At 58.1% G+C, this 21,250-nt stretch carries 16 protein-coding genes; 7 read left to right on the top strand and 9 right to left on the bottom strand.

Features of this window, described 5'->3' with window-relative positions:
* Positions 1 to 242: 242 nt before the first annotated feature.
* From garD to kdgD, 4 genes are all read right to left on the bottom strand, one after another.
* Complete coding sequence (gene garD / locus AB4N44_RS21610; RefSeq protein ID WP_095119494.1) at positions 243 to 1,796, bottom strand: galactarate dehydratase; 1,554 nt, start codon at positions 1,794 to 1,796, stop codon at positions 243 to 245.
* An 11-nt stretch (positions 1,797 to 1,807) separates the two neighbouring features.
* A complete protein-coding gene (locus AB4N44_RS21605; RefSeq protein ID WP_007915342.1) occupies positions 1,808 to 3,169 on the bottom strand; it encodes an MFS transporter in 1,362 nt (453 codons plus the stop codon).
* A gap of 138 nt (positions 3,170 to 3,307) precedes the next feature.
* Complete coding sequence (locus AB4N44_RS21600; protein ID WP_034154458.1) at positions 3,308 to 4,753, bottom strand: aldehyde dehydrogenase family protein; 1,446 nt, start codon at positions 4,751 to 4,753, stop codon at positions 3,308 to 3,310.
* A 75-nt stretch (positions 4,754 to 4,828) separates the two neighbouring features.
* A complete protein-coding gene (gene kdgD, locus AB4N44_RS21595; protein WP_034154457.1) occupies positions 4,829 to 5,740 on the bottom strand; it encodes a 5-dehydro-4-deoxyglucarate dehydratase in 912 nt (303 codons plus the stop codon).
* A gap of 296 nt (positions 5,741 to 6,036) precedes the next feature.
* Here kdgD and AB4N44_RS21590 point away from each other — a divergent pair, with 296 nt between their 5' ends.
* Both AB4N44_RS21590 and AB4N44_RS21585 read left to right on the top strand, forming a co-directional pair.
* Positions 6,037 to 6,417 carry a hypothetical protein gene (locus AB4N44_RS21590; protein WP_460107568.1) on the top strand — a complete coding sequence of 127 codons (381 nt, stop codon included), beginning with the start codon at positions 6,037 to 6,039 and terminating at the stop codon, positions 6,415 to 6,417.
* Positions 6,418 to 6,548: 131 nt separating this feature from the next.
* Complete coding sequence (locus AB4N44_RS21585) at positions 6,549 to 6,911, top strand: hypothetical protein (protein ID WP_160038287.1); 363 nt, start codon at positions 6,549 to 6,551, stop codon at positions 6,909 to 6,911.
* A gap of 7 nt (positions 6,912 to 6,918) precedes the next feature.
* On the opposite strand, the gene AB4N44_RS21580 is transcribed toward AB4N44_RS21585, so the two are convergent.
* From AB4N44_RS21580 to AB4N44_RS21565, 4 genes are all read right to left on the bottom strand, one after another.
* Complete coding sequence (locus tag AB4N44_RS21580; protein WP_176472316.1) at positions 6,919 to 7,665, bottom strand: FadR/GntR family transcriptional regulator; 747 nt, start codon at positions 7,663 to 7,665, stop codon at positions 6,919 to 6,921.
* Positions 7,666 to 7,855: 190 nt separating this feature from the next.
* Positions 7,856 to 9,583, bottom strand: a complete 1,728-nt coding sequence (locus AB4N44_RS21575) for an ABC transporter ATP-binding protein/permease (protein ID WP_160038285.1) — start codon at positions 9,581 to 9,583, stop codon at positions 7,856 to 7,858.
* A 96-nt stretch (positions 9,584 to 9,679) separates the two neighbouring features.
* Positions 9,680 to 10,240, bottom strand: a complete 561-nt coding sequence (locus tag AB4N44_RS21570; protein WP_003221630.1) for a response regulator transcription factor — start codon at positions 10,238 to 10,240, stop codon at positions 9,680 to 9,682.
* Complete coding sequence (locus tag AB4N44_RS21565; protein ID WP_007915316.1) at positions 10,233 to 11,495, bottom strand: ATP-binding protein; 1,263 nt, start codon at positions 11,493 to 11,495, stop codon at positions 10,233 to 10,235. The genes AB4N44_RS21570 and AB4N44_RS21565 overlap by 8 nt, the downstream gene beginning before the upstream one ends.
* 302 nt (positions 11,496 to 11,797) lie before the next feature.
* Here AB4N44_RS21565 and AB4N44_RS21560 point away from each other — a divergent pair, with 302 nt between their 5' ends.
* Positions 11,798 to 12,514, top strand: coding sequence for an SIMPL domain-containing protein (locus tag AB4N44_RS21560; protein WP_150774064.1), 717 nt, complete (start codon positions 11,798 to 11,800; stop codon positions 12,512 to 12,514).
* A 172-nt stretch (positions 12,515 to 12,686) separates the two neighbouring features.
* Here AB4N44_RS21560 and AB4N44_RS21555 read toward each other — a convergent pair whose 3' ends face one another.
* Complete coding sequence (locus AB4N44_RS21555) at positions 12,687 to 13,043, bottom strand: DUF6124 family protein (protein WP_460107571.1); 357 nt, start codon at positions 13,041 to 13,043, stop codon at positions 12,687 to 12,689.
* 1,184 nt (positions 13,044 to 14,227) lie between these two features.
* On the opposite strand from AB4N44_RS21555, the gene AB4N44_RS21550 reads away from it, so the two are divergent.
* The 4 genes from AB4N44_RS21550 to AB4N44_RS21535 all read left to right on the top strand — a co-directional run bounded on the left by AB4N44_RS21550 (position 14,228) and on the right by AB4N44_RS21535 (position 21,211).
* Positions 14,228 to 15,829: an ABC transporter substrate-binding protein gene (locus tag AB4N44_RS21550; protein ID WP_460107574.1), complete on the top strand. Its 1,602-nt coding sequence runs from the start codon at positions 14,228 to 14,230 to the stop codon at positions 15,827 to 15,829.
* Between the two features lie 260 nt (positions 15,830 to 16,089).
* Positions 16,090 to 17,715 carry an ABC transporter substrate-binding protein gene (locus AB4N44_RS21545; protein ID WP_127925815.1) on the top strand — a complete coding sequence of 542 codons (1,626 nt, stop codon included), beginning with the start codon at positions 16,090 to 16,092 and terminating at the stop codon, positions 17,713 to 17,715.
* 300 nt (positions 17,716 to 18,015) lie between these two features.
* Positions 18,016 to 19,614 carry an ABC transporter substrate-binding protein gene (locus AB4N44_RS21540; protein ID WP_460107577.1) on the top strand — a complete coding sequence of 533 codons (1,599 nt, stop codon included), beginning with the start codon at positions 18,016 to 18,018 and terminating at the stop codon, positions 19,612 to 19,614.
* 175 nt (positions 19,615 to 19,789) lie between these two features.
* Entirely contained in the window at positions 19,790 to 21,211 is a 1,422-nt protein-coding gene (locus tag AB4N44_RS21535) for an OprD family porin (RefSeq protein ID WP_127925813.1), read from the top strand.
* Positions 21,212 to 21,250: the final 39 nt, after the last annotated feature.

Genomic DNA, 21,250 nt, shown 5'->3' with positions numbered 1-21,250 from the left:
GGTGAGCGTCGTTAGGGGCCAATGATAAAGCAAAAGCCCCTCACCCTAGCCCTCTCCCAGAGGGAGAGGGGACTGACCGAGGTGTCTTGTGTCATACATCGACCTGCAAGACCGAGTCGATTATGGATTCGGCTCAGCATTTCCAGGTCGATGTACTTCTCAAATATCCCCGGATCGGCCCCCTCTCCCTCCGGGAGAGGGCTGGGGTGAGGGTAGCTTTTGCTCCCCCCCCAAAAAAACCATCAGGTAATCGGCGCCGGATTGAACAACGTAATGTCGTTATGCAGTTTGTGCTTCTCCGCCCACGTCTGCTGCTTGCCGCTGGCAACATCCAGGTAATAGTGAAACAACTCCCAACCCAACTCCTCAATGGTCGCCCGCCCGGTTGCGATCCGCCCGGCATCGATGTCGATCAGATCCGGCCAGCGCTGCGCCAGCTCCGTACGCGTCGAAACCTTCACCACCGGCGCCATCGCCAAACCATACGGCGTGCCACGCCCGGTGGTGAACACATGCAGGTTCATCCCCGCCGCCAACTGCAACGTCCCGCAGACAAAATCGCTCGCCGGGGTCGCACAGAAAATCAAACCCTTCTGTTTGAACCGCTCGCCCGGGCCGAGCACGCCATTGATCGCGCTGCTGCCGGATTTGACGATCGAACCCAGCGACTTCTCGACAATGTTCGACAACCCGCCCTTCTTGTTGCCCGGCGTGGTGTTGGCGCTGCGATCCGCTTCACCCTTGGCCAGGTAACGGTCGTACCAGTCCATCTCACGCACCAGTTCCTCGGCGACGGTTTTGCTTTCGGCGCGTGAAGTCAGCAAATAAATCGCATCGCGCACTTCGGTGACTTCGGAAAACATCACCGTCGCCCCCGCGCGCAACAACAAGTCCGAGGCATAACCCAGCGCCGGGTTGGCGGTAATCCCGGAGAAGGCATCACTGCCGCCGCACTGCATGCCGAGGATCAACTCGGACGCCGGCACGGTTTCGCGGCGGCGCTGGTCGAGTTTCTTCAGGCGAACCTCGGCCAGTTCCATGATCTGCTCGATCATCTCGGTGAAGCCGTGACTGGAATCCTGCAAGCGATACAGCCATGGATCGCTGAGATCGACCGACGCATCGTCCTCGTGCATCACCTGCCCGGCCTGCAATTTCTCGCAGCCCAGACTGATTACCAGCGCTTCACCACCGAGATTCGGATTGCGCGCCAGATTGCGCACGGTGCGAATCGGGATGTAGGCGTCGGTGGCGGTAATCGCCACGCCGCAGCCGTAACTGTGAGTCAGCGCCACCACATCATCGACGTGCGGGTACTTCGGCAGCAGCTCTTCCTTGATGCGTTTTACCGCGTGATCAAGCACGCCGGTGACGCACTGCACCGTGGTGGTGATACCGAGAATATTACGCGTGCCGACGGTACCGTCAGCGTTGCGATAACCCTCAAAGGTGAAGCCTTCCAGCGGTGCCTGCGCGTCCGGCACGTCGGTGGACAGCGGCAAGCTGTCCAGCGGCGGCGCGGTCGGCATCCGCAGTTGATCTTCCTTGACCCAACTGCCGCGGCGGATCGGCTGCAACGCGTAGCCGATCACCTGACCGTAGCGAATCACCTGGCCGCCCTCGGGAATGTCTTCAAGGGTGACCTTGTGGCTCTGCGGCACAAATTCCAGCGTCACCAGGCCATCGGCAAATTCAGTGCCGGCCGGTGCGCCCTGGTCGTTGACCACGACCACCACATTGTCCCGCTCGTGCAGGCGAATGTGGCGCGGCGAGTCGGAATGTTCAATCAACTGCATGACGCCGCTCCTCAGGAATGCGCTTGGGACAATTTACCGCTGGCTTCAACACCGCCATTGGTTGGCGGCTCTTTGAGTACCACACGTTTGATCGGGCCAACGATGACCAGATAGCTGAACACCGCGACCAGTGCGTTGGCACCGACGAACACCAGCGCCCATTTGAACGAACCGGTGGAGCTGATGATGTAGCCAATCACGATTGGCGTGGTGATCGAAGCGATGTTGCCGAAAGTGTTGAACAGGCCACCGCTCAGACCGGCGATCTGTTTTGGCGAGGTGTCGGAAACCACCGCCCAGCCCAGTGCGCCAACGCCTTTGCCGAAGAACGCCAAGGCCATAAAGCCAACGACCATCCATTCCACTTCAACATAGTTGCAGGCAACGATGCTGCTGGAAACCAGCAGGCCGGCAATGATCGGCGCTTTGCGGGCGAAGGTCAGCGAGTGGCCCTTGCGCAGCAGGTAATCGGAAATCACCCCGCCAAGCACACCACCAATAAAGCCGCAGATTGCCGGCAACGAGGCGATGAAACCCGCCTTGAGAATGGTCATGCCACGCTCTTGCACCAGATACACCGGGAACCAGGTCAGGAAGAAGTAAGTGATGCCGTTGATGCAATACTGGCCCAGATACACGCCGAGCATCATGCGGTTGGTCAGCAACTGACGGATGTAATCCCACTTCGGACCGTCGGACTTTTTGCCCTTCTGATCCATGTCGACCATGCCGCCGTTTTCAGCGATGTGTTTGAACTCGGCTTCGTTGATGCGCGGGTGTTCACGCGGGCTGTAGATCACTTTCAGCCAGACCAGCGAGAAGATGATCCCGAGAATCCCCATGACGATAAACACGTGCTCCCAGCCAAAGGAGTAAACGATCCAGCCCATCAGCGGTGCGAACAACACGGTGGCAAAGTATTGCGCCGAGTTGAAGATCGCCGAAGCGGTGCCGCGTTCAGCGGTCGGGAACCAGGCCGCCACGATGCGCGCGTTGCCGGGGAACGATGGCGCTTCAGCCAGGCCAACGAGGAAGCGCAGCATGAACAGCGCAACGATGGCCGTGGACATGCCGAACTCACCGACAAAGCCTTGCAGCACGGTGAACAGCGACCAGGTGAAAATGCTCAGGGCATAGACTTTTTTCGAGCCGAAGCGATCGAGCAGCCAGCCACCGGGAATTTGCCCGGCCACGTAGGCCCAACCGAATGCGGAGAAGATGTAGCCGAGGGTGACTGCGTCGATGCCCAGATCTTTTTGCAGGCTGGAGCCGGCAATGGCGATCGTGGCACGGTCGGCGTAGTTGATCGTGGTCACCAGAAACAGCATGAGCAGGATCAAATAGCGGACGTGAGTCGGCTTGGACGATTGCATGTAGATGTACTCCCACTGATTATTTTTATGCGCGGGTGAATCTTCTTTGGTATTCCCTGTAGGAGCTGCCGAAGGCTGCGATCTTTTGATCTTAAAAGATCGCAGCCTTCGGCAGCTCCTACAGGGTTATTGCGTTTATCAGGAACCGATGTAACTGGTCTTCACGACCGTGTAGAACTCTTGCGCATAGCGGCCTTGCTCACGTGAGCCATAGGATGAACCCTTACGGCCACCAAACGGAACGTGGTAATCGACGCCAGCGGTCGGCAGATTGACCATGACCATCCCGGCTTGCGAATGACGTTTGAAGTGGTTGGCGTACTTCAGCGAGGTGGTCGCAATGCCCGCCGACAGGCCGAACTCGGTGTCGTTGGCCATCGCCAGCGCCGCGTCGTAATCGGCAACGCGAACGATGTTGGCCACCGGCCCGAAAATCTCTTCGCGACTGATGCGCATCGACGCTTCGCTGTCGGCAAACAGCGTTGGCGCGAGGAAGTAGCCTTCGGTGTCGCAGGTCACCAAGCCACCGCCGCTGACCAGACGCGCACCTTCGGACTGGCCGATGTCGATGTACTTCATGTCCTGTTCCAGCTGCGCTTGCGAAACCACCGGACCAATATCGGTGCCGGATTTCAGCGCGTGCCCGACCTTGATCGACTTCATGCGCTCGGCCATGGCTTCAACGAATTTGTCGTGAATCCCGGCAGTGACGATCAAACGGCTCGACGCGGTGCAACGCTGACCGGTGGAGTAGAACGCGCTCTGCACCGACAGCTCGACCGCTTGCTTAAGGTCGGCGTCGTCGAGAATGATCTGCGGGTTCTTGCCGCCCATTTCCAGCTGAACCTTGGCCTGGCGCGAGACGCAGTTGACTGCGATCTGACGACCCACGCCCACCGAACCGGTGAAGCTGATGCCATCGACTTTCGGGCTCTGCACCAGCGCATCACCAACCACGCGACCGCTGCCCATCACCAGGTTGAACACGCCGGCCGGGAAGCCTGCGCGGGAGATGATTTCCGCCAGTGCCCAGGCGCAACCCGGCACCAGATCGGCCGGTTTCAACACCACGCAGTTGCCGTAGGCCAGCGCCGGGGCGATTTTCCACGCAGGAATCGCGATCGGGAAGTTCCACGGGGTGATCAGACCGACCACGCCCAGCGCTTCGCGGGTCACTTCAACGTTGACGCCCGGACGCACCGACGGCACGTAGTCGCCAGACAGGCGCAGGCATTCACCGGCGAAGAACTTGAAAATGTTACCGGCGCGGGTCACTTCGCCGATGGCTTCGGGCAGGGTCTTGCCCTCTTCCCGGGCCAGCAGGGTGCCGAGTTCTTCGCGACGGGCAAGGATTTCCGTACCGACTTTATCCAGCGAATCGTGACGGGCCTGAATGCCCGAAGTCGAATACGCCGGAAATGCCGCGCGGGCGGCGTCGATGGCAGCGTGAACCTGAGTCAGGTCAGCCTTGGCGTAATCGCCGATGGTGTCGCTCAGCTCCGACGGGTTGATGTTGGCCGAGTAGTCGGCACCGGCAACCCATTCGCCGTTGATGTAGTTGTCGTAGCGTTTTGCATTTGTCACAGGGGCAGCCCTCAAAACTAAAAGCCTTTACGCAAAAAGCCGCTGATTACTCAGCGGCCGCGTTTTTGTCGGGTGTTACTGCGCACCTTGCTTGTCGATCAGCGCAGCGAGCATTTCGTACTCTTCGCCAGTCAGATCGGTCAGCGGTGCCCGCACCGGGCCTGCGTCATAGCCGGCGATTTTTGCGCCTGCCTTGACGATGCTCACGGCGTAACCAGCCTTGCGGTTGCGGATGTCGAGGTACGGCAGGAAGAAGTCGTCGATGATCTTGCCGACGGTGGTGTGATCTTCACGGGCGATCGCGTGGTAGAAGTCCATCGCGGTTTTCGGGATGAAGTTGAACACCGCCGAGGAGTAAACCGGTACGCCCAGCGCCTTGTAGGCAGCGGCGTAGACTTCGGCGGTCGGCAGACCACCGAGGTAGCTGAAGCGATCACCGAGGCGGCGACGGATCGACACCATCAACTCGATATCGCCCAGACCATCCTTGTAACCGATCAGGTTCGGGCAGCGCTCGGCCAGACGTTCCAGCAGCGGCGCGGTCAAGCGGCAAACGTTGCGGTTGTAAACGACCACGCCGATGTTGACCGATTTACACACGGCTTCAACGTGAGCGGCAACACCGTCCTGGCTCGCTTCGGTCAGGTAGTGCGGCAGCAGCAACAGACCTTTGGCGCCCAGACGCTCGGCTTCCTGAGCGTATTCGATGGCCTGACGGGTCGAACCACCGACACCGGCGAGGATCGGCACGCTGGTTTCACAGGTGTCGACGGCAGTCTTGATGATTTCCGAGTATTCGCTGGCGGCCAGGGAGAAGAACTCACCGGTGCCGCCGGCGGCGAACAAGGCTGAAGCACCATATGGAGCCAGCCATTCCAGGCGTTTGATGTAGCCCGCGCGGTTGAAATCGCCCTGCGCGTTGAAATCGGTCACCGGGAAAGACAGCAGGCCGGCAGAGAGGATGGACTTCAGTTCTTGTGGATTCATTATTCGAACACCCTGGTAGCAACGTTTTTTGTGATTGGTCCGTTCAGCCTTCGCTGAAGTTGTAGGTCATCGTACAACTTAAATAATAACCGTCAACTGCATTTCATCGTTGTGGGTGTTTTTTTGTCGGACAAAGCTGCTCAAGGCTTGGCAAAACTCGTCGAGAAAGCCCGTGTTTAAAGGGTTCTAGCGCGGAAATGTCTGGTCAAGATTCGTTTACTGAGCGATGCAGAGACGCCGGGTAAGGTGCGACGACTGCCACGAAGGATCGTGGCGGACCTTCGAAGGAAACTGAAATGTTCGTGAATTATGCTGCACCGACCCTCGCGCAAATCGCCTCTTCTGACTCTGACACCCTCACCCTTCAGCTAGCCGTGCTACCCGATGTATTGATCGTCCAGGTCCCGGATTCGAGTGATTTTCCAGCGAACTGGAGCGTTTACCCGATTCTCGGCGACGACCCGGAAGAGCCGGAATGGGAAGGCGAGGAAGTGAACACCGGCACTTGGGACGATGCTGAAGACGAGATGGAGAAACTCACGGGGATCGAGTTGCAGATCCCCAAAGAGGCGCTGCGTCCGTACCTGAACAGAGAGGTTGAATTGCGCTACAAGTTTTCCGACGAGTCGAGCATGGAGCCGTTTTCGCACGCGTTGAGGTTGCGGATCGAGGGCTGAATCTTGTCGTGCGGGAGCGGTGACCGTTCATCGGAACTGGTATTTCTTACAGGTGCCAGGCTTTCGCGATCCATACGTTAATCAACTTGAGCTGCCAACGGCTCGTTTCGACAACTAAAAGGATTTTGAACATGACAGATAAACGTTTCGCTATCCAAATGCTGCCAGCACCTGTGCTCAAGGAAGCAATCGATGACGTCCTCTACGTACATAACTTGATTGACCCTGCTCATGGGGTAGTGCCTGCCCTCCAAGAAGCGGCCGCAGGGGACAAAATCACACTGAAAGTGTACGACTCAGACGGTGCTGAGGAGTGGTCACACTCCGTAGTAGTGACTGCAATCTCCGCTGGAAAGCCCGTTAAGTTTGCAATCCCGAAAGCGCTATTTGAAAAAATGCTCAAAGCTGGCATGAATGCGCGCTTGCAGTACTCCAACGACAGAGCAGGCAACGTCCGGCAATCATTACCATTGGAAATCACGCTTAAAGAATGACCCAACCTCAACCCTGCGCCTGCGCCTCTTCATGGGCCTGGCGCAGTCTTTCACGGCTGTTGGTCAAATGCAGACGCATCGCCGCACGCGCAGCATCGGAATCCTGCCGGGCAATCGCATCGTAGATTTCTTCGTGTTCGCGACTCAGACGGCTCATGTAGTGCTGCTGATCATCATGGGCCAGTCGCGCCGAATTCAGCCGCGTACGCGGAATGATGCTGGTGCCCAGGTGGGTCATGATGTCGGTGAAGTAGCGATTGCCGGTGGACAGCGCTATTTCCAGGTGGAAGGCAAAGTCCGAAGCGACCGCATCACTGGCGTGGGCAGCGCTTTCGTTAAGAGCATCGAGGGCGGCACGCATGGTCGCCAGTTGCTCGGCGCTGCGACGTTGCGCGGCAAGGCCGGCAGATTCCACTTCCAGGCTAATGCGTAGTTCGAGAATGGCCAGCACATCACGCAGGGTGACGACGGTGGCCGGGTCGATGCGGAAACCACTCGGGCTTGGCGTGTCGAGTACGAAAGTGCCGATGCCGTGGCGGGTTTCCACTTGCCCTGCAGCCTGCAAACGGGAAATCGCCTCGCGCACCACGGTGCGGCTGACGCCATGGGCTTCCATGATCGCCGACTCGGTGGGCAGTTTGTCACCGCGTTTAAGCAGGCCATCGCGGATCTGCTCGCTCAGCACCGTCACCAGTTCCTGGGCCAGGCTGCGGCGCTTGCGCGGGAGACGCGGGGTGTCGATCAGGTTTTCCATGGTGTGCATCTAGTCTCGAAAATTCGGCTTGTGGGCATGATAGCTCAAGCGGGTTGTACGATCACTTTCCGGTTTACATCGCTTTATGTAGGAGTGAGCCTGCTCGCGATGACGTCCGCACATTCAGCATCAATGTGACTGACCCAACGCTATCGCGAGCAAGCTCACTCCTACAGGGGGTTAGCGGTGATCAGGCAGTTACGGTCTGTTCAACCAAGTGGCCGCTGTCGATCCGCACATGCCGTGGGTGGAAGCGTTTCAAGCTGCTGCGATGGCCGACACTGACAATGCTCAGACCCGGCAACTGATCGATCAGTGCCTGATACAGCGTCGCTTCGTCTTCCTCGTCCATCGCCGAAGTGGCTTCGTCCATGTACAGCCATTGCGGTTCGTAAAGCATTGCGCGGGCGAAAGCCAAGCGTTGCTGTTCGCCCGGCGAGAGCATGCGCTGCCAGTGATTGGCCTCGTCAAGGCGCGCGACCAAATGCGACAAGCGGCAGGTTTCCAGCACTTGTGCATAACGTTCCGGCGCGTAAGTGTCGCCCGGTTGTGGATAACTCAACGCCTCACGCAGGGTGCCGATCGGCAGATAGGGTTTTTGCGGCAAGAACAGATAACGCGCCGCCGGCAAACGGATGTTGCCGTGGCCCGCCGGCCACAAATGCCCCATCGCCCGCAACAGCGTCGACTTGCCGCTGCCGGAACGGCCGCTGAGCATCACGCGCTCACCCGGTTCGACGGTCATGTCGGCGCTGGTCAGCAGATGACGACCGTCGGCCAGATCCAGACCGAGGTTGTGCACCTTCAATTCGCGGCCCTGATTCTGCACATCGATCGCCGGAATGCGCTCTTCGTTGTCGGTCATAGCCTGACGGAAACTCAGCAGACGATCACAGGTGGCGCGCCAGGAAGCGAGGCTCTGGTACGCACTGATGAACCAGCTGAAGCTTTCCTGGACGTTGCCGAATGCCGAGCTGATCTGCATCAGCTCACCCAGCTCGATCTTGCCGGCAAGGTAACGCGGTGAAGCCACGATGAACGGGAAGATGATCGCTGCCTGGCTGTAACCGGCGGTGAAAAACGTCAGGCGCTTGGACACTTTCATGATGTCCCAGAAATTGTGCCAGACATTGCCGAAGCGGGCGCTCAGACGACGATTTTCGTTCGGCTCACCGTTGTACAACGCGATGCTTTCGGCATTCTCGCGAATCCGCACCATGGAAAAACGCAGGTCAGCTTCGAAGCGTTGTTGTTGGTTGTTCAGACCGATCAAGCGACGACCAATCAAATGCGTCAGCCAACTGCCCACCACCGCATAAACCAGCACACACCAGAACATGTAGCCGGGAATGGTGATGCCATAAAGTTCGATGCTGCCCGACACGCCCCAGAGAATGATCGAGAATGACACCAGACTGACGATATTGCGCAGCAGGCCGATACCCAGTTCGAGGGTGTTGGAAGTGAAGTTGTTGAGGTCTTCGGAAATCCGCTGGTCCGGGTTATCGGTGTAACCGCCCTGCTCCAGCTGGTAGTAATTCTTGTCGGCAAGCCAACGCGAGAAATGCTTTTCAGTGAGCCAGGCCCGCCAGCGAATCGTCAGCATCTGAGTCAGATAGAGCCTGTACACCGCACCGACAATGGCCACCGCCGCAATGCCGCAGAAATACAGAATCAAGCGCCAGAACGCCACTTCGTCTTTCTTTTGCAGGGCGTTGTAAAAGTCCTTGTACCAGGTGTTGAACCACACCGAGATGCCCACGCTGAGCAGCGAGAGTGCTATCACTGCGATCAGCAGCGTCCAGGCCTTGCCCTTCTCTTCACTGCGCCAGTACGGCGTGATGATTGCCCACACCTTGCGAAAAAACTGCCCGCGCACAGCATCGTTGACCGCGGAATATTCAGCGTTCTGATTCATGGATAAGGCTCGATATAGAAAAGAACAGACACGCACCGATCATAGTAGATCGGTGCGTTTTATCGCGAGCGCTAGCGATAGTCGTTCAGCGCAGGTTCAGCGACGAACCGGGCGCTTCTGCAGTTTGCGCTGCAGGGTACGGCGGTGCATGCCCAAGGCGCGGGCAGTGGCGGAGATGTTGCCTTCGTGCTCGGTGAGCACACGCTGGATGTGTTCCCACTGCAGGCGATCAACCGACATCGGGTTTTCCGGCACCAGACTGTCGAGGTCGGCGTGCTCGGACAGCAGCGCAGCCAGCACATCGTCGGCGTCAGCCGGTTTGCACAGGTAGTTGCAAGCACCACGCTTGATCGCTTCGACCGCGGTGGCAATGCTCGAATAACCGGTGAGAATCACCACGCGCATTTCCGGGTCCAGCTCCAGCAGTTTGGGCAGCAGCACCAGACCCGAATCGCCGTCCATTTTCAGGTCGAGCGCGGCGTAATCAGGCAGATCGGCCTGGGCGATGGTCAGGCCTTCTTCGGCGGAACCTGCGGTGCTGACGCGAAAGCCACGACGAGCCATGGCACGGGCCATCACTCGGGTAAACGTTGCGTCGTCATCGACCAGCAGCAAATGCGGCAGTTCTTCGCCTTCGACTTGGATTTCGTCACTCATGTTGGTCTCCTCGGGCGCCGTGAGGCAGGCGCAGCTCGGTGAGCGTGCCGCCTTCCTCATGACTATAGAGTTTCACTGAGCCGCCGGCGCGTGTCACGCTGGCCTTGCTCAAAAACAGGCCCAGGCCGAAACCTTTGCCCTTGGTGGTAAAAAACGGTTTGCCGATCTGCTCGGCGATGGCCAGCGGCACACCGGCGCCGTGGTCACGAATGCTGATGGTCAGGTTCTCGACGTCCCAGTCCAGGGTCACCTTGAGATTTTCCGGGCAGGCATCGGCGGCGTTGTTGAGCAGATTCAACAGCGCCTGAGTCAGATCCGGCGGCGGCGCCATGCGCGGCACGGTGCCCTGGCCGAGGCGGTGGAAGCGATAACTGGCTTCCGGACGCATCAGGTGCCAGCGGTTCAGCGCTTCGTCGAGCCAGTCGGTGACGTCCTGCATTTCTACTGCCAGACGCCGATTGGCTTCGGCGGCGCGCACCAGTTGCTGCAGGGTTTCTTTGCAGAGTTTGACCTGATCCTGCAGCACCTTCAGATCATCCTGCAGCATCGGGTCGGGATGATCCTGCTGCATTTCCTTGAGCAACACGCTCATGGTCGCCAGCGGTGTACCGAGTTCATGGGCGGCGCCAGCGGCCTGGGTGGCGACAGCGAGCAACTGCTGATCGCGCAGGCCTTCTTCACGGCGGATCGCGCGCAATTCTTCCTGGCGGCGCAACTCTTCAGCCATGCGCGCCGCGAAGAAGGTGATCACCGCCGCTGCCAGTGCAAAGCTCAGCCACATGCCGTAGATCTGCAGATTCTCGCGAGCGACCGGCAGGGTTTCCAGCGGATAGAAACGCGTGAGCATCACGGTGTACAGCGCCAGCGCGATGCCGGAGAGAATCACCGAATAGCGCCACGGCAACGTCACCGCAGCGATGGTCAACGGCACCAGATAATAGGAAACAAAGGGGTTGGTCGAACCGCCGGAGAAATACAGCAGCGCACTGTGGATCACCAGATCGCAGGCCAGTTGCAGCGCGTATTCGAGTTCGGTCACTGGCCACGAGGTACGCAAACGCACCGCGGTGAACACGCAGAGCAGCGTCGAGCAGCCGAGGGTCATCGCCAGTTGCACCCACGGCAACGGCAACAATTGCAGCCAGTAGGCCAAGCCAACGGAGCCAGCCTGCGCGGCGAGCACCAGGGTGCGAATGAAAGTCAGCCGCCAGAGGTTCTGGCGAGTGGCGGAAGTCAGTTGTACGGGGGCGAGCATGAGCTCTCCTGATGAGCGCTCCAGGCGGATCGCACGGAGTATAACCAAGCCGCGGGCTTGAGAGGCGAAAGTGCGGCAAACGACCACATGGCGAAAACATCTTCGGCGGCTATAAGGACGCCTTCGCGAGCAGGCTCGCTCCCACCTTTGAAATGCATTCCCCTGCTCGCGAAGGGCTGCACAGCGGCCACCAGTCATCTGTATAGAAGTTGTAACTGGGCGAACCGGATCATAAAAGCTAGAGTCTGATGGTTTCACGCAGGCCCCCGAACCATCACCTGCGCCCTCATCAAGGAGCTTTCATGCACACATTTCGCCGCAGCGCCGCCCTTCTCGCCCTGACCGTCGGCAGCGTCGCCAGCCTTCCGGCCCTGGCCGCCGATGAGCTGCACTACAACCAGATTTCCCTGCGCGCCGAAGTCAGCACGGAAGTCGCCCGCGACCTGATGATCGTCACCCTCTACACCGAAGAGCAAAACACCGACCCGGCGAAACTCGCCGCCGACGTCAGCACCACCATGAACAAGGCATTGGCCCAGGCCAAGCAAGTCAAAGACATCACCCTGCGCCAAGGCAGCCGCAACAGTTACCCGATCTACGACACCAAGGGCCAGAAGATCACCGGCTGGCGTGAACGCGCCGAACTGCGCCTGGAAAGCTCTGACTTCGCCGCCCTGTCCAAACTCACCGGCGAACTGCTCGGCGACCTGAAAATGGGCGGCATGGACTTCGCCATTGCCGACCCGACCCGCAAATCCAGTGAAGACCAGTTGCTCAAAGAAGCCGTGACCGCCTTCAAGGCCCGCGCCCAACTGGCCACCGATGCACTGGGCGGCAAGGGTTACAAAATCGTCAACCTGAATCTCAACAGTAACGGTTATCCACAACCGTACCTGCGCGCACCGATGATGATGAAAGCGGCGGCGATGGATTCCGCGCCGGTGACACCTGAAGTTGAAGCAGGCACCAGCCAGGTCAGCATGACGGCCGATGGCTCGATTGAAGTGTTGATGCCGTGATTTGATCTGGGCTGAATGAAAAACCGCCGATCGGTGAACGATCGGCGGTTTTTTTGTGCCTGGGATTTGCTGTGGATGAACCACCGTCTTCGCGAGCAGGCTCGCTCCCACAATTTGAAATGCATTCCACCTGTGGGAGCGAGCCTGCTCGCGAAGAACGATAACGCGATCGTCAGCCCTGCGGATCAACCCGATCCAGCGCCCGGTTCACCGCCAGCTCGGCCAGCATGATGATCTGCTGAATCGCCAGCGCCGTATTCCGCTCGGGCCGGCCCAACTGATCGGCAAAGTTACCGGTTAACGTGTTCGCCGACGCCAGTGACTCACAGGCATGCGCCAGCAGGCTTTCGGTGTCGATGTTCGGCTGGATCAGGAACATCGTGCTGGGCTGCCGGGGTTTTAGGGGTTCGGGGCTGAGGTAGAAATCCAGGGCGCGTTTGATGGCTTCGCGGGTTTTGATTTGGTCGTCGGCGCGGATGGCGTCTTCGAGTGGGGTATCGAGGGGTGGGTCAGGTATCAATTTATCCATGGAAAATTTCCTTATGAACTGACGCCATTCATTTCCGATCTCACTCGAGAAATGAGGTGGCAACTATGTACGGAGTGAGATTACCGGTAAGGAAACCAACCCGGCCGGACAAAAGTCCGCCCGTACATAGCCGCCATAAAAACTGCTGACAGCATGAGCTGGCGGCGATTATGGGGTGGCTTGTGCAGGTTTCCAAATTCAATAACCGGGAATCTCACCTCCCGATCGCTGAGTCTTCAGCGACAACCAGAGCCTAGAGAGCGCACGTCCGACGGACAACCTGAAAACCTTGTGGGAAGGTTCTGGTTATTTGACACAGATTTAAACAGCCAAAAGCAGACCCTCACCCTAGCCCTCTCCCGGAGGGAGAGGGGACTGACCGAGGTGATTGCGAGAGATACGTCGACGTGAAATACCGAGTCGAACTCAGATTCTGAAGTAGATCAAAAGCCCACCCTAGCCCTCTCCCAAAGGGAGAGGGGACTGACCGAGGTGATTGCGAGAGATACGCCGACTTGAAATACCGAGTCGAACTCAGATTCTGAAGTAGATCAAAAGCCCCTCACCCTAACCCTCTCCCGGAGGGAGAGGGGACTGACCGAGGTGTTTGGGAGAGCTACGCCGACGTGCAATACCGCGTTGAACTCAGATTCTGAAAAGCCCAAAAATCGGCTCCCTCTCCTTGGGGAGAGGGCTGGGGTGAGGGGCGAATCCACCACAAAACCAAAGCCGAACACCCGCTCTTCACCACTCAATAGGCCGAGTGTCAGCTCGCCTGCTCTTGATCTTGACCCACGGGCGACGTCGGAAGGCTGAGTGGAGGGATTGATCCGGGCGTGGGAGCGCAGCGACCGTTTGGCGAAGCCAAACACAGCGGGAGTAGGTGCAGCGAAGCAAACCGGAGACGCTGCGCCCGGATCGATCCCGGAGCGAAGGAACCCCGAGCCCCAGCGAGCGGGCCGCACGTAGGAGCAAGCGTTTTTTGCTTACTTTTTTTGGCGTTTGAAAAAAAGTGAGTCGCCGTAAGGGCGAAACCCTAAGCCGCCGTTACCGCAGCAACGGATATACACACAAGTGCTAGATATGCCGAGATAGACGCTTCAACAGGAAAAACGATATTTCCGCCAACACCCCCGCCCCAGCTACTCTTCCACGATTACCACCGCCGATTCCCCGGGGACCCCATGCCAAGATCCACCCTAAAACCGCTCTTGATCTCCCTCGCACTAACAGCCATAACCCCGATCGCCAACGCCGCCACAACACTCGTTTATTGCTCCGAAGCCAGCCCGGCAGGCTTCGACCCCAGCCAATACACCAGCGGCACCGACTTCGACGCCTCCGCCGAAACCGTCTTCAACCGCCTCACCCAATTCCAGCGCGGCGGCACCGACATCGAACCCGGCCTGGCAACAAAATGGGACATATCCAACGATGGCCTGCAATACACCTTCCACCTGCGCCAAAACGTAAAATTCCACACCACCGACTACTTCAAACCCACCCGCGACTTCAACGCCGACGACGTGGTTTTCACCTTCCAGCGCCTGCTCGACCCAGACAACGCCTTCCGCAAGGCCTACCCCGCCGAGTCCCCCTACTTCACCGACATGGGCCTCAACACCACGATCAAATCGGTAGAAAAACTCGACGAGCAAACCGTGCGCTTCAACCTCAACAACGTCGACGCCGCCTTCGTGCAAAACCTCGCCATGAGCTTCGCCTCGGTGCAATCCGCCGAATACGCCAACCAACTGTTGAAGGAAGGCAAAGCCGCTGACCTCAACCAGAAACCCATCGGCACCGGCCCATTCGTCTTCAAGCGCTACCAGAAGGATTCACAAATCCGCTATGCCGCCAACAAGACCTACTGGAAACCCGAAGACGTCAAAATCGATAACCTGATTTTTTCGATCACCCCGGACGCCGCCGTGCGCCTGCAAAAACTCAAGGCCGGCGAATGCCAGGTCAGCGGCTACCCGCGCCCGGCCGACATCGAAGTGATGGAAAAAGACCCGAACCTGCGCGTGCTCAAACAGGCCGGTTTCAACCTCGGTTTCCTCGCCTACAACACCACCCACGCGCCACTCGATCAGCTCAAAGTCCGCCAGGCGCTGGACATGGCCATCGACAAACCGGCAATCATCAAAGCCGTTTACCAAAGCGCCGGTCAGTTGGCGCAAAACGCCTTGCCGCCGGCGCAATGGTCGTATGACCCGACCATCAAGGACGCTCCCTACGACCCGGCAAAAGCACGGGTGCTACTGAAAGAAGCAGGGGTTGCGCCAGGTACAACCATCAACCTCTGGGCGATGACAGTGCAACGCGCCTCGAACCCGAATGCGCGGATGTCGGCACAGATGATCCAGCAGGATTGGGAGAAAATCGGCATCAAGGCCAACATCGTCAGCTACGAATGGGGCGAGTACATCAAACGCGCGAAAAATGGCGAACACGACGCCATGATCTATGGCTGGACAGGTGACAACGGTGACCCGGACAACTGGCTTGGCGTGCTCTACAGCTGCGCGGCGGTGAAAGGCAGCAACTACGCCAAATGGTGCGATCCGGCTTACGACAAACTGGTGCAACAGGCCAAGTTGTCCACGGACAAGGAGCAGCGGGTAAAACTGTATCAACAGGCGCAACTGATCCTTAAACAGCAAGTGCCCATCACGCCGATTGCCAACTCCACGGTGTTCCAGCCGTTGCGCAAGGAAGTTACCGACTTCCGTATCAGCCCGTTCGGTCTAACCCCCTTCTATGGCGTGGGTATAAATAAGTAACACCGAGCCCCAAGGCGGCGCGCACAACGTGACCAGCGCACCGTTTTGGGGCTTCATTTGCACCGTAAAAACCACCCGCAAACGGTCAAATGCGTCAGAAGTTATACAGATGCGACATTAAGGTACGTTCGTGCCACGGTTTAACGCTCACTCACACTCTGGATCTTGCATTGGGTATGGCCCCTGCATAAGTATCCGCAGGCACGACTCACGAGGTCGTACCTCACAACTAAAAAATGACAACAAATCATGAGGCCAACATGCTTAAACACGCGGTCATTCCGTTTTTAGTCGGCGCAGGCTTGTTAGCCTCCGCACCTTTCGCATCCGCTGCGACTAACCTGGTGTTCTGCTCCGAAGGCAGCCCGGCCGGTTTCGACCCAGGCCAGTACACCACCGGAACCGACTTCGACGCCTCAGCCGAAACCATGTTCAACCGTCTGACCCAGTTCGAGCGCGGCGGCACCGCCGTGATTCCTGGTCTGGCGACCAAGTGGGACATTTCCGATGATGGCCTGACTTACACCTTCCACCTGCGTGAAGGCGTCAAGTTCCACACCACCCCGTATTTCAAGCCGACTCGTGAGTTCAACGCCGACGACGTGCTGTTCACCTTCAATCGCATGATTAACAAGGATGACCCGTTCCGTAAGGCGTACCCGACCGAATTCCCGTACTTCACCGACATGGGGATGGACACCAACATCACCAAGATCGATAAAGTCGACGACCACACCGTCAAGTTCACTCTGAAAGAAGTCGACGCTGCGTTCATCCAGAACATGGCCATGAGCTTCGCCTCGGTGCAGTCCGCCGAGTACGCAGCGCAGCTGCTGAAAGAAGGCAAAGCCGCCGACATCAACCAGAAGCCGATCGGCACTGGTCCTTTCGTGTTCAAGAGCTACCAGAAAGATTCCAACATCCGTTACACCGGCAACAAGGATTACTGGAAGCCTGATGACGTGAAGATCGACAACCTGATCTTCGCCATCACCACCGACCCGTCGGTACGTATTCAGAAGCTGAAAAAGAACGAGTGCCAGGTCACCCTGTTCCCGCGTCCGGCCGACCTGAAAGCGCTGAAAGAAGACAAGTCGCTGAAGATGCCTGATCAGGCGGGCTTCAACCTCGGCTACATCGCCTACAACGTGATGGACAAGGTCAAGGGCAGCAACGAAGCCAACCCGCTGGCTGACCTGCGCGTCCGTCAGGCGCTGGACATGGCGGTGAACAAGCCGCAGATCATCGACTCGGTTTATCAGGGCGCAGGCCAACTGGCCGTCAACGCCATGCCGCCGACCCAGTGGTCTTACGACACCACCATCAAAGATGCCAAGTACGATCCTGAGAAAGCCAAACAGCTGCTCAAGGAAGCGGGCGTCAAGGAAGGTACCGAAATCGTTCTGTGGGCGATGCCGGTGCAGCGTCCGTACAACCCGAACGCCAAACTGATGGCTGAAATGCTCCAGTCCGACTGGGCCAAGATCGGCTTGAAAGTGAAGATCACCAGCTACGAGTGGGGCGAGTACATCAAGCGTTCCAAAGGTGGCGAGAACCAGGCCATGATCATTGGCTGGAGCGGTGACAATGGTGATCCGGACAACTGGCTGAACGTGCTGTTCGGTTGCGACTCGCTCAGCGGCAACAACTTCTCCAAGTGGTGCGACAAGAAGTTCGACGGCCTCGTCAAAGAAGCCAAGCGTACAACCGACCAAGGTAAACGCACCGAACTGTACAAAGAGGCACAACACGTCCTCAAAGATGCAGTCCCGATGACACCTATCGCTCACTCGACGGTGTATCAACCCATGCGCGCCAACGTGCAGGATTTCAAGATCAGCCCATTTGGCTTGAACTCCTTCTACGGCGTCAGCGTCAGCAAATAAGGCACTGCAGCGGCGACGTTTTTAACGTCGCCGCTGTTTTATCTGCCGGGAATTTAGGAAATTGCCTACAGCCAATTCCACTGTGGATTACCGCAGCGGTATAGGACGTGTCGCCTTTTCCTACGAGCTTTAAGGCATTTACGCATTTACTGCCAGGACCGCGGCCCCTACCGTCGGGTACTGACCAGTTTCTGCGTGGGCCACCGGTTTGCCGTACGTACTGGATTGAGCTCAATGTAGCCAAACGTCTCCGGATGAGACGACGGCGCATTGAACAACACTAAAAAAAGAGGGAGCGTCATGCGCCATACCTTGGTTTTTTCCGCATTGCTGGGCGCCGGCCTGTTGGCCGCCTCGTCCGCCAGTTTCGCCGCCAGCAAAAGCCTGGTGTTCTGCTCGGAAGGCAGTCCGGCCGGTTTCGATACCGCACAGTACACAACAGCGACGGATAACGACGCCGCCGAACCGATCTACAACCGTCTCGTCGAGTTCGAAAAAGGCGCGACCAATGTCGTCCCCGGTCTGGCAACCCAGTGGGATATTTCCGAGGATGGTCTCAAGTACACCTTTCACCTGCGTGAAGGTGTGAAATTTCATACAACGCCGTACTTCAAGCCGAGCCGCGATTTCAACGCCGATGACGTGTTGTTCACGTTTAATCGCATGCTGGATGCACAGCAACCTTTCCGTAAGGCTTATCCAACCGAATTCCCGTACTTCAACGGGATGAGCCTGAACAAGAACATCGCCAAGGTCGAGAAGACCGGGCCGCTGACCGTGGAGTTCACGCTCAACAGCGTCGACGCCGCGTTCATCCAGAACATCGCCATGAGCTTCGCCTCCATCCTGTCCGCCGAATACGCCGACAAACTGCTGGCCGACGGCAAGCCGAGCGATATCAACCAGAAACCGATCGGCACCGGGCCGTTCGTGTTCAAGAGTTATCAGAAAGACTCGAACATCCGTTACACCGGTAATAAACATTACTGGGATCCGAGCCGGGTCAAACTCGACAACCTGATCTTCGCGATCAACACCGACGCCTCGGTGCGCGTGCAGAAGCTCAAGGCCGGCGAATGCCAGATCACCCTGCATCCGCGCCCTGCCGATGTTGAAGCGTTGAAGGCCGACCCGAAACTGCAACTGATTTCCAAGCCGGGGTTCAACCTCGGCTACATCGCCTATAACGTCCGTCACAAGCCTTTCGACCAGCTCGAAGTGCGGCAGGCGCTGGACATGGCGGTGAATAAACAAGGGATTCTCAACGCTGTTTATCAAGGCGCTGGCCAACTGGCCGTGAACGCCATGCCGCCAACCCAGTGGTCTTACGACGACACTATCAAAGACGCCGCCTACAACCCGGAAAAAGCCAAAGAGCTGCTCAAGGCTGCCGGCGTCAAGGAAGGCACCGAAATCACCCTGTGGGCGATGCCGGTGCAGCGTCCGTACAACCCCAACGCCAAGCTGATGGCCGAAATGCTCCAGGCCGACTGGGCCAAGATCGGTCTTAAAGTGAAGATCGTCAGTTACGAATGGGGCGAGTACATCAAGCGCACCAAGAACGGCGAACACGACATCAGCCTGATCGGCTGGACCGGTGACAACGGTGACCCGGACAACTGGCTCGGCACGCTGTACAGCTGCGATGCCATTGGCGGCAACAACTATTCCATGTGGTGCGATCCGGCTTACGACAAGCTGATCAAAGAGGCCAAGGTCGTCACCGACCGCGACCAGCGCACCGTGCTCTACAAACAGGCCCAGCAATTGCTTAAACAGCAAGTGCCGATCACGCCTGTCGCCCACTCGACGGTCAACCAGCCGTTAAGCGCGAGGATTGAAGGGTTCAAAGTGAGCCCGTTCGGTCGCAACGTGTTCTCGGGTGTCGGTATCGATTAAACCAGACGATTAGCCGCAACGCTGAGGGGCGCTGTCTAGCCCCTCACGCAAGCGCTTTGCCGAAATTCGCCAATCCGGCTTTTTGCAAACGTTTGCGATGTGTGAATGAGTTCTAAACCAATAACCGGCACACCAAAAAAAGCCGGCATAAAAAGAAAGTAAAGGAGCTTCACCCATGAAACTGAGCAGCACCGCGATACTGGCCCTGGCCATCAGCAGCATCACCGCCACGGCGTACGCAGAACCTGCAAGTCAGGAGTTCGTCCCTACCACATTGGCCGGCAGTAGCGCCCAAAGCGAGGCCAAAGGCTTTATCGATGGACAAAGCCTGGGCGGCACAACCCGTAACTGGTACGCCAATGAACTGAAGCGTCGTGATGACCGTTTCAGCTACGTGAAAAACAGCGACAAGAACACTTCGCCAGTGGTCAAGACACCGACCCCGCGTCGTATCAACTGGGTGCAAGGCACCATCGTCAACTACACCTCGGGCTTCACCCAAGGCACCGTTGGCGTCAGCACCGAAGTCGCCGCTTACAACGCCATCGTTCTGGACCGTGACCGCAAGGACATCGCCGGCGGTTCCAACCGTACCCTGGCGCACTCCGACGGCGACGCTGTCGACCAGTGGAGCAAACTGGGTCTGGCCAACGTCAAGCTGCGGGTTTCCAACACCACGCTGACCGCCGGTCGCCAGAACTTCAGCACCCCGATCGTTGACGTCATCGGCAACCGTCCGCTGCCTTCGAGCTTTGAGGGTATTACCCTGCACAGCGAAGAGTTCAACAACCTGTCGTTCGACCTCGGTGGCTTCGACCGTGTTTCGCCGCGTACCGAGCAGAGCCTGTCGAAATTCCGCACCGAGTACTCGGCCACTGGCGTTGAGACCGACAAGGTCTACATCGCTGGCGTCAACTATCAGCCGTTCAAGAGTCTGAAAACCAGCCTGTACGGCTCCAACGTCGAAGACTTCTGGAACCAGTACTACTTCGGTGCCACCCACGAACTGGGTGACAGCCAGGTGCTGAGCCTGACCACCGGTCTGAACTACTACAAGACCGTCGACGAAGGCAAAAAGCTCATGGGCGAGATCGACAACGATACTTACTCGCTGTCGCTGGGTCTGGCTCACCAGGCTCACAGCCTGACCTTCTCGTACCAGGAAGTGAATGGCGACACCTACTTCGACTACCTGCACGAAACCAACGGCATCTACCTGGCCAACTCCCTGCTGTCGGACTTCAACGGCCCGAACGAGAAGTCCTTCCAGATCGCCTACGGCATCAACATGGCCGAATATGGCGTGCCAGGCCTGAAGTTCAACATCTACCAGGCACGCGGCTGGGGCATTGACGGTACTCACTACCGTGGCACCGCCTACACCGACCCGGGCGCCAAGCGCGGCGACCTGAGCCTGATGGACGGCGAAACTCACTACGAATACGGCATCGGTGCTTCCTACGCCGTGCAGAGCGGCCCGCTCAAGGCCACTGCGATTCGCGCGACGTACACCACGCACCGCGCCAGTGAAAACCAGGCTGACGGCAACATCAACGAGTTCCGTCTCGTGACCACGATTCCATTCAACATCCTGTAAAAACGCCAGTCGACGGCTGACTCATGATGAGTCGGCCGT

The organism is Pseudomonas sp. S3_C06, from assembly GCF_054667675.1.
The sequence above is the reverse complement of the archived record's forward strand: the minus strand, read 5'-3'. Positions and strand labels throughout refer to the sequence as shown.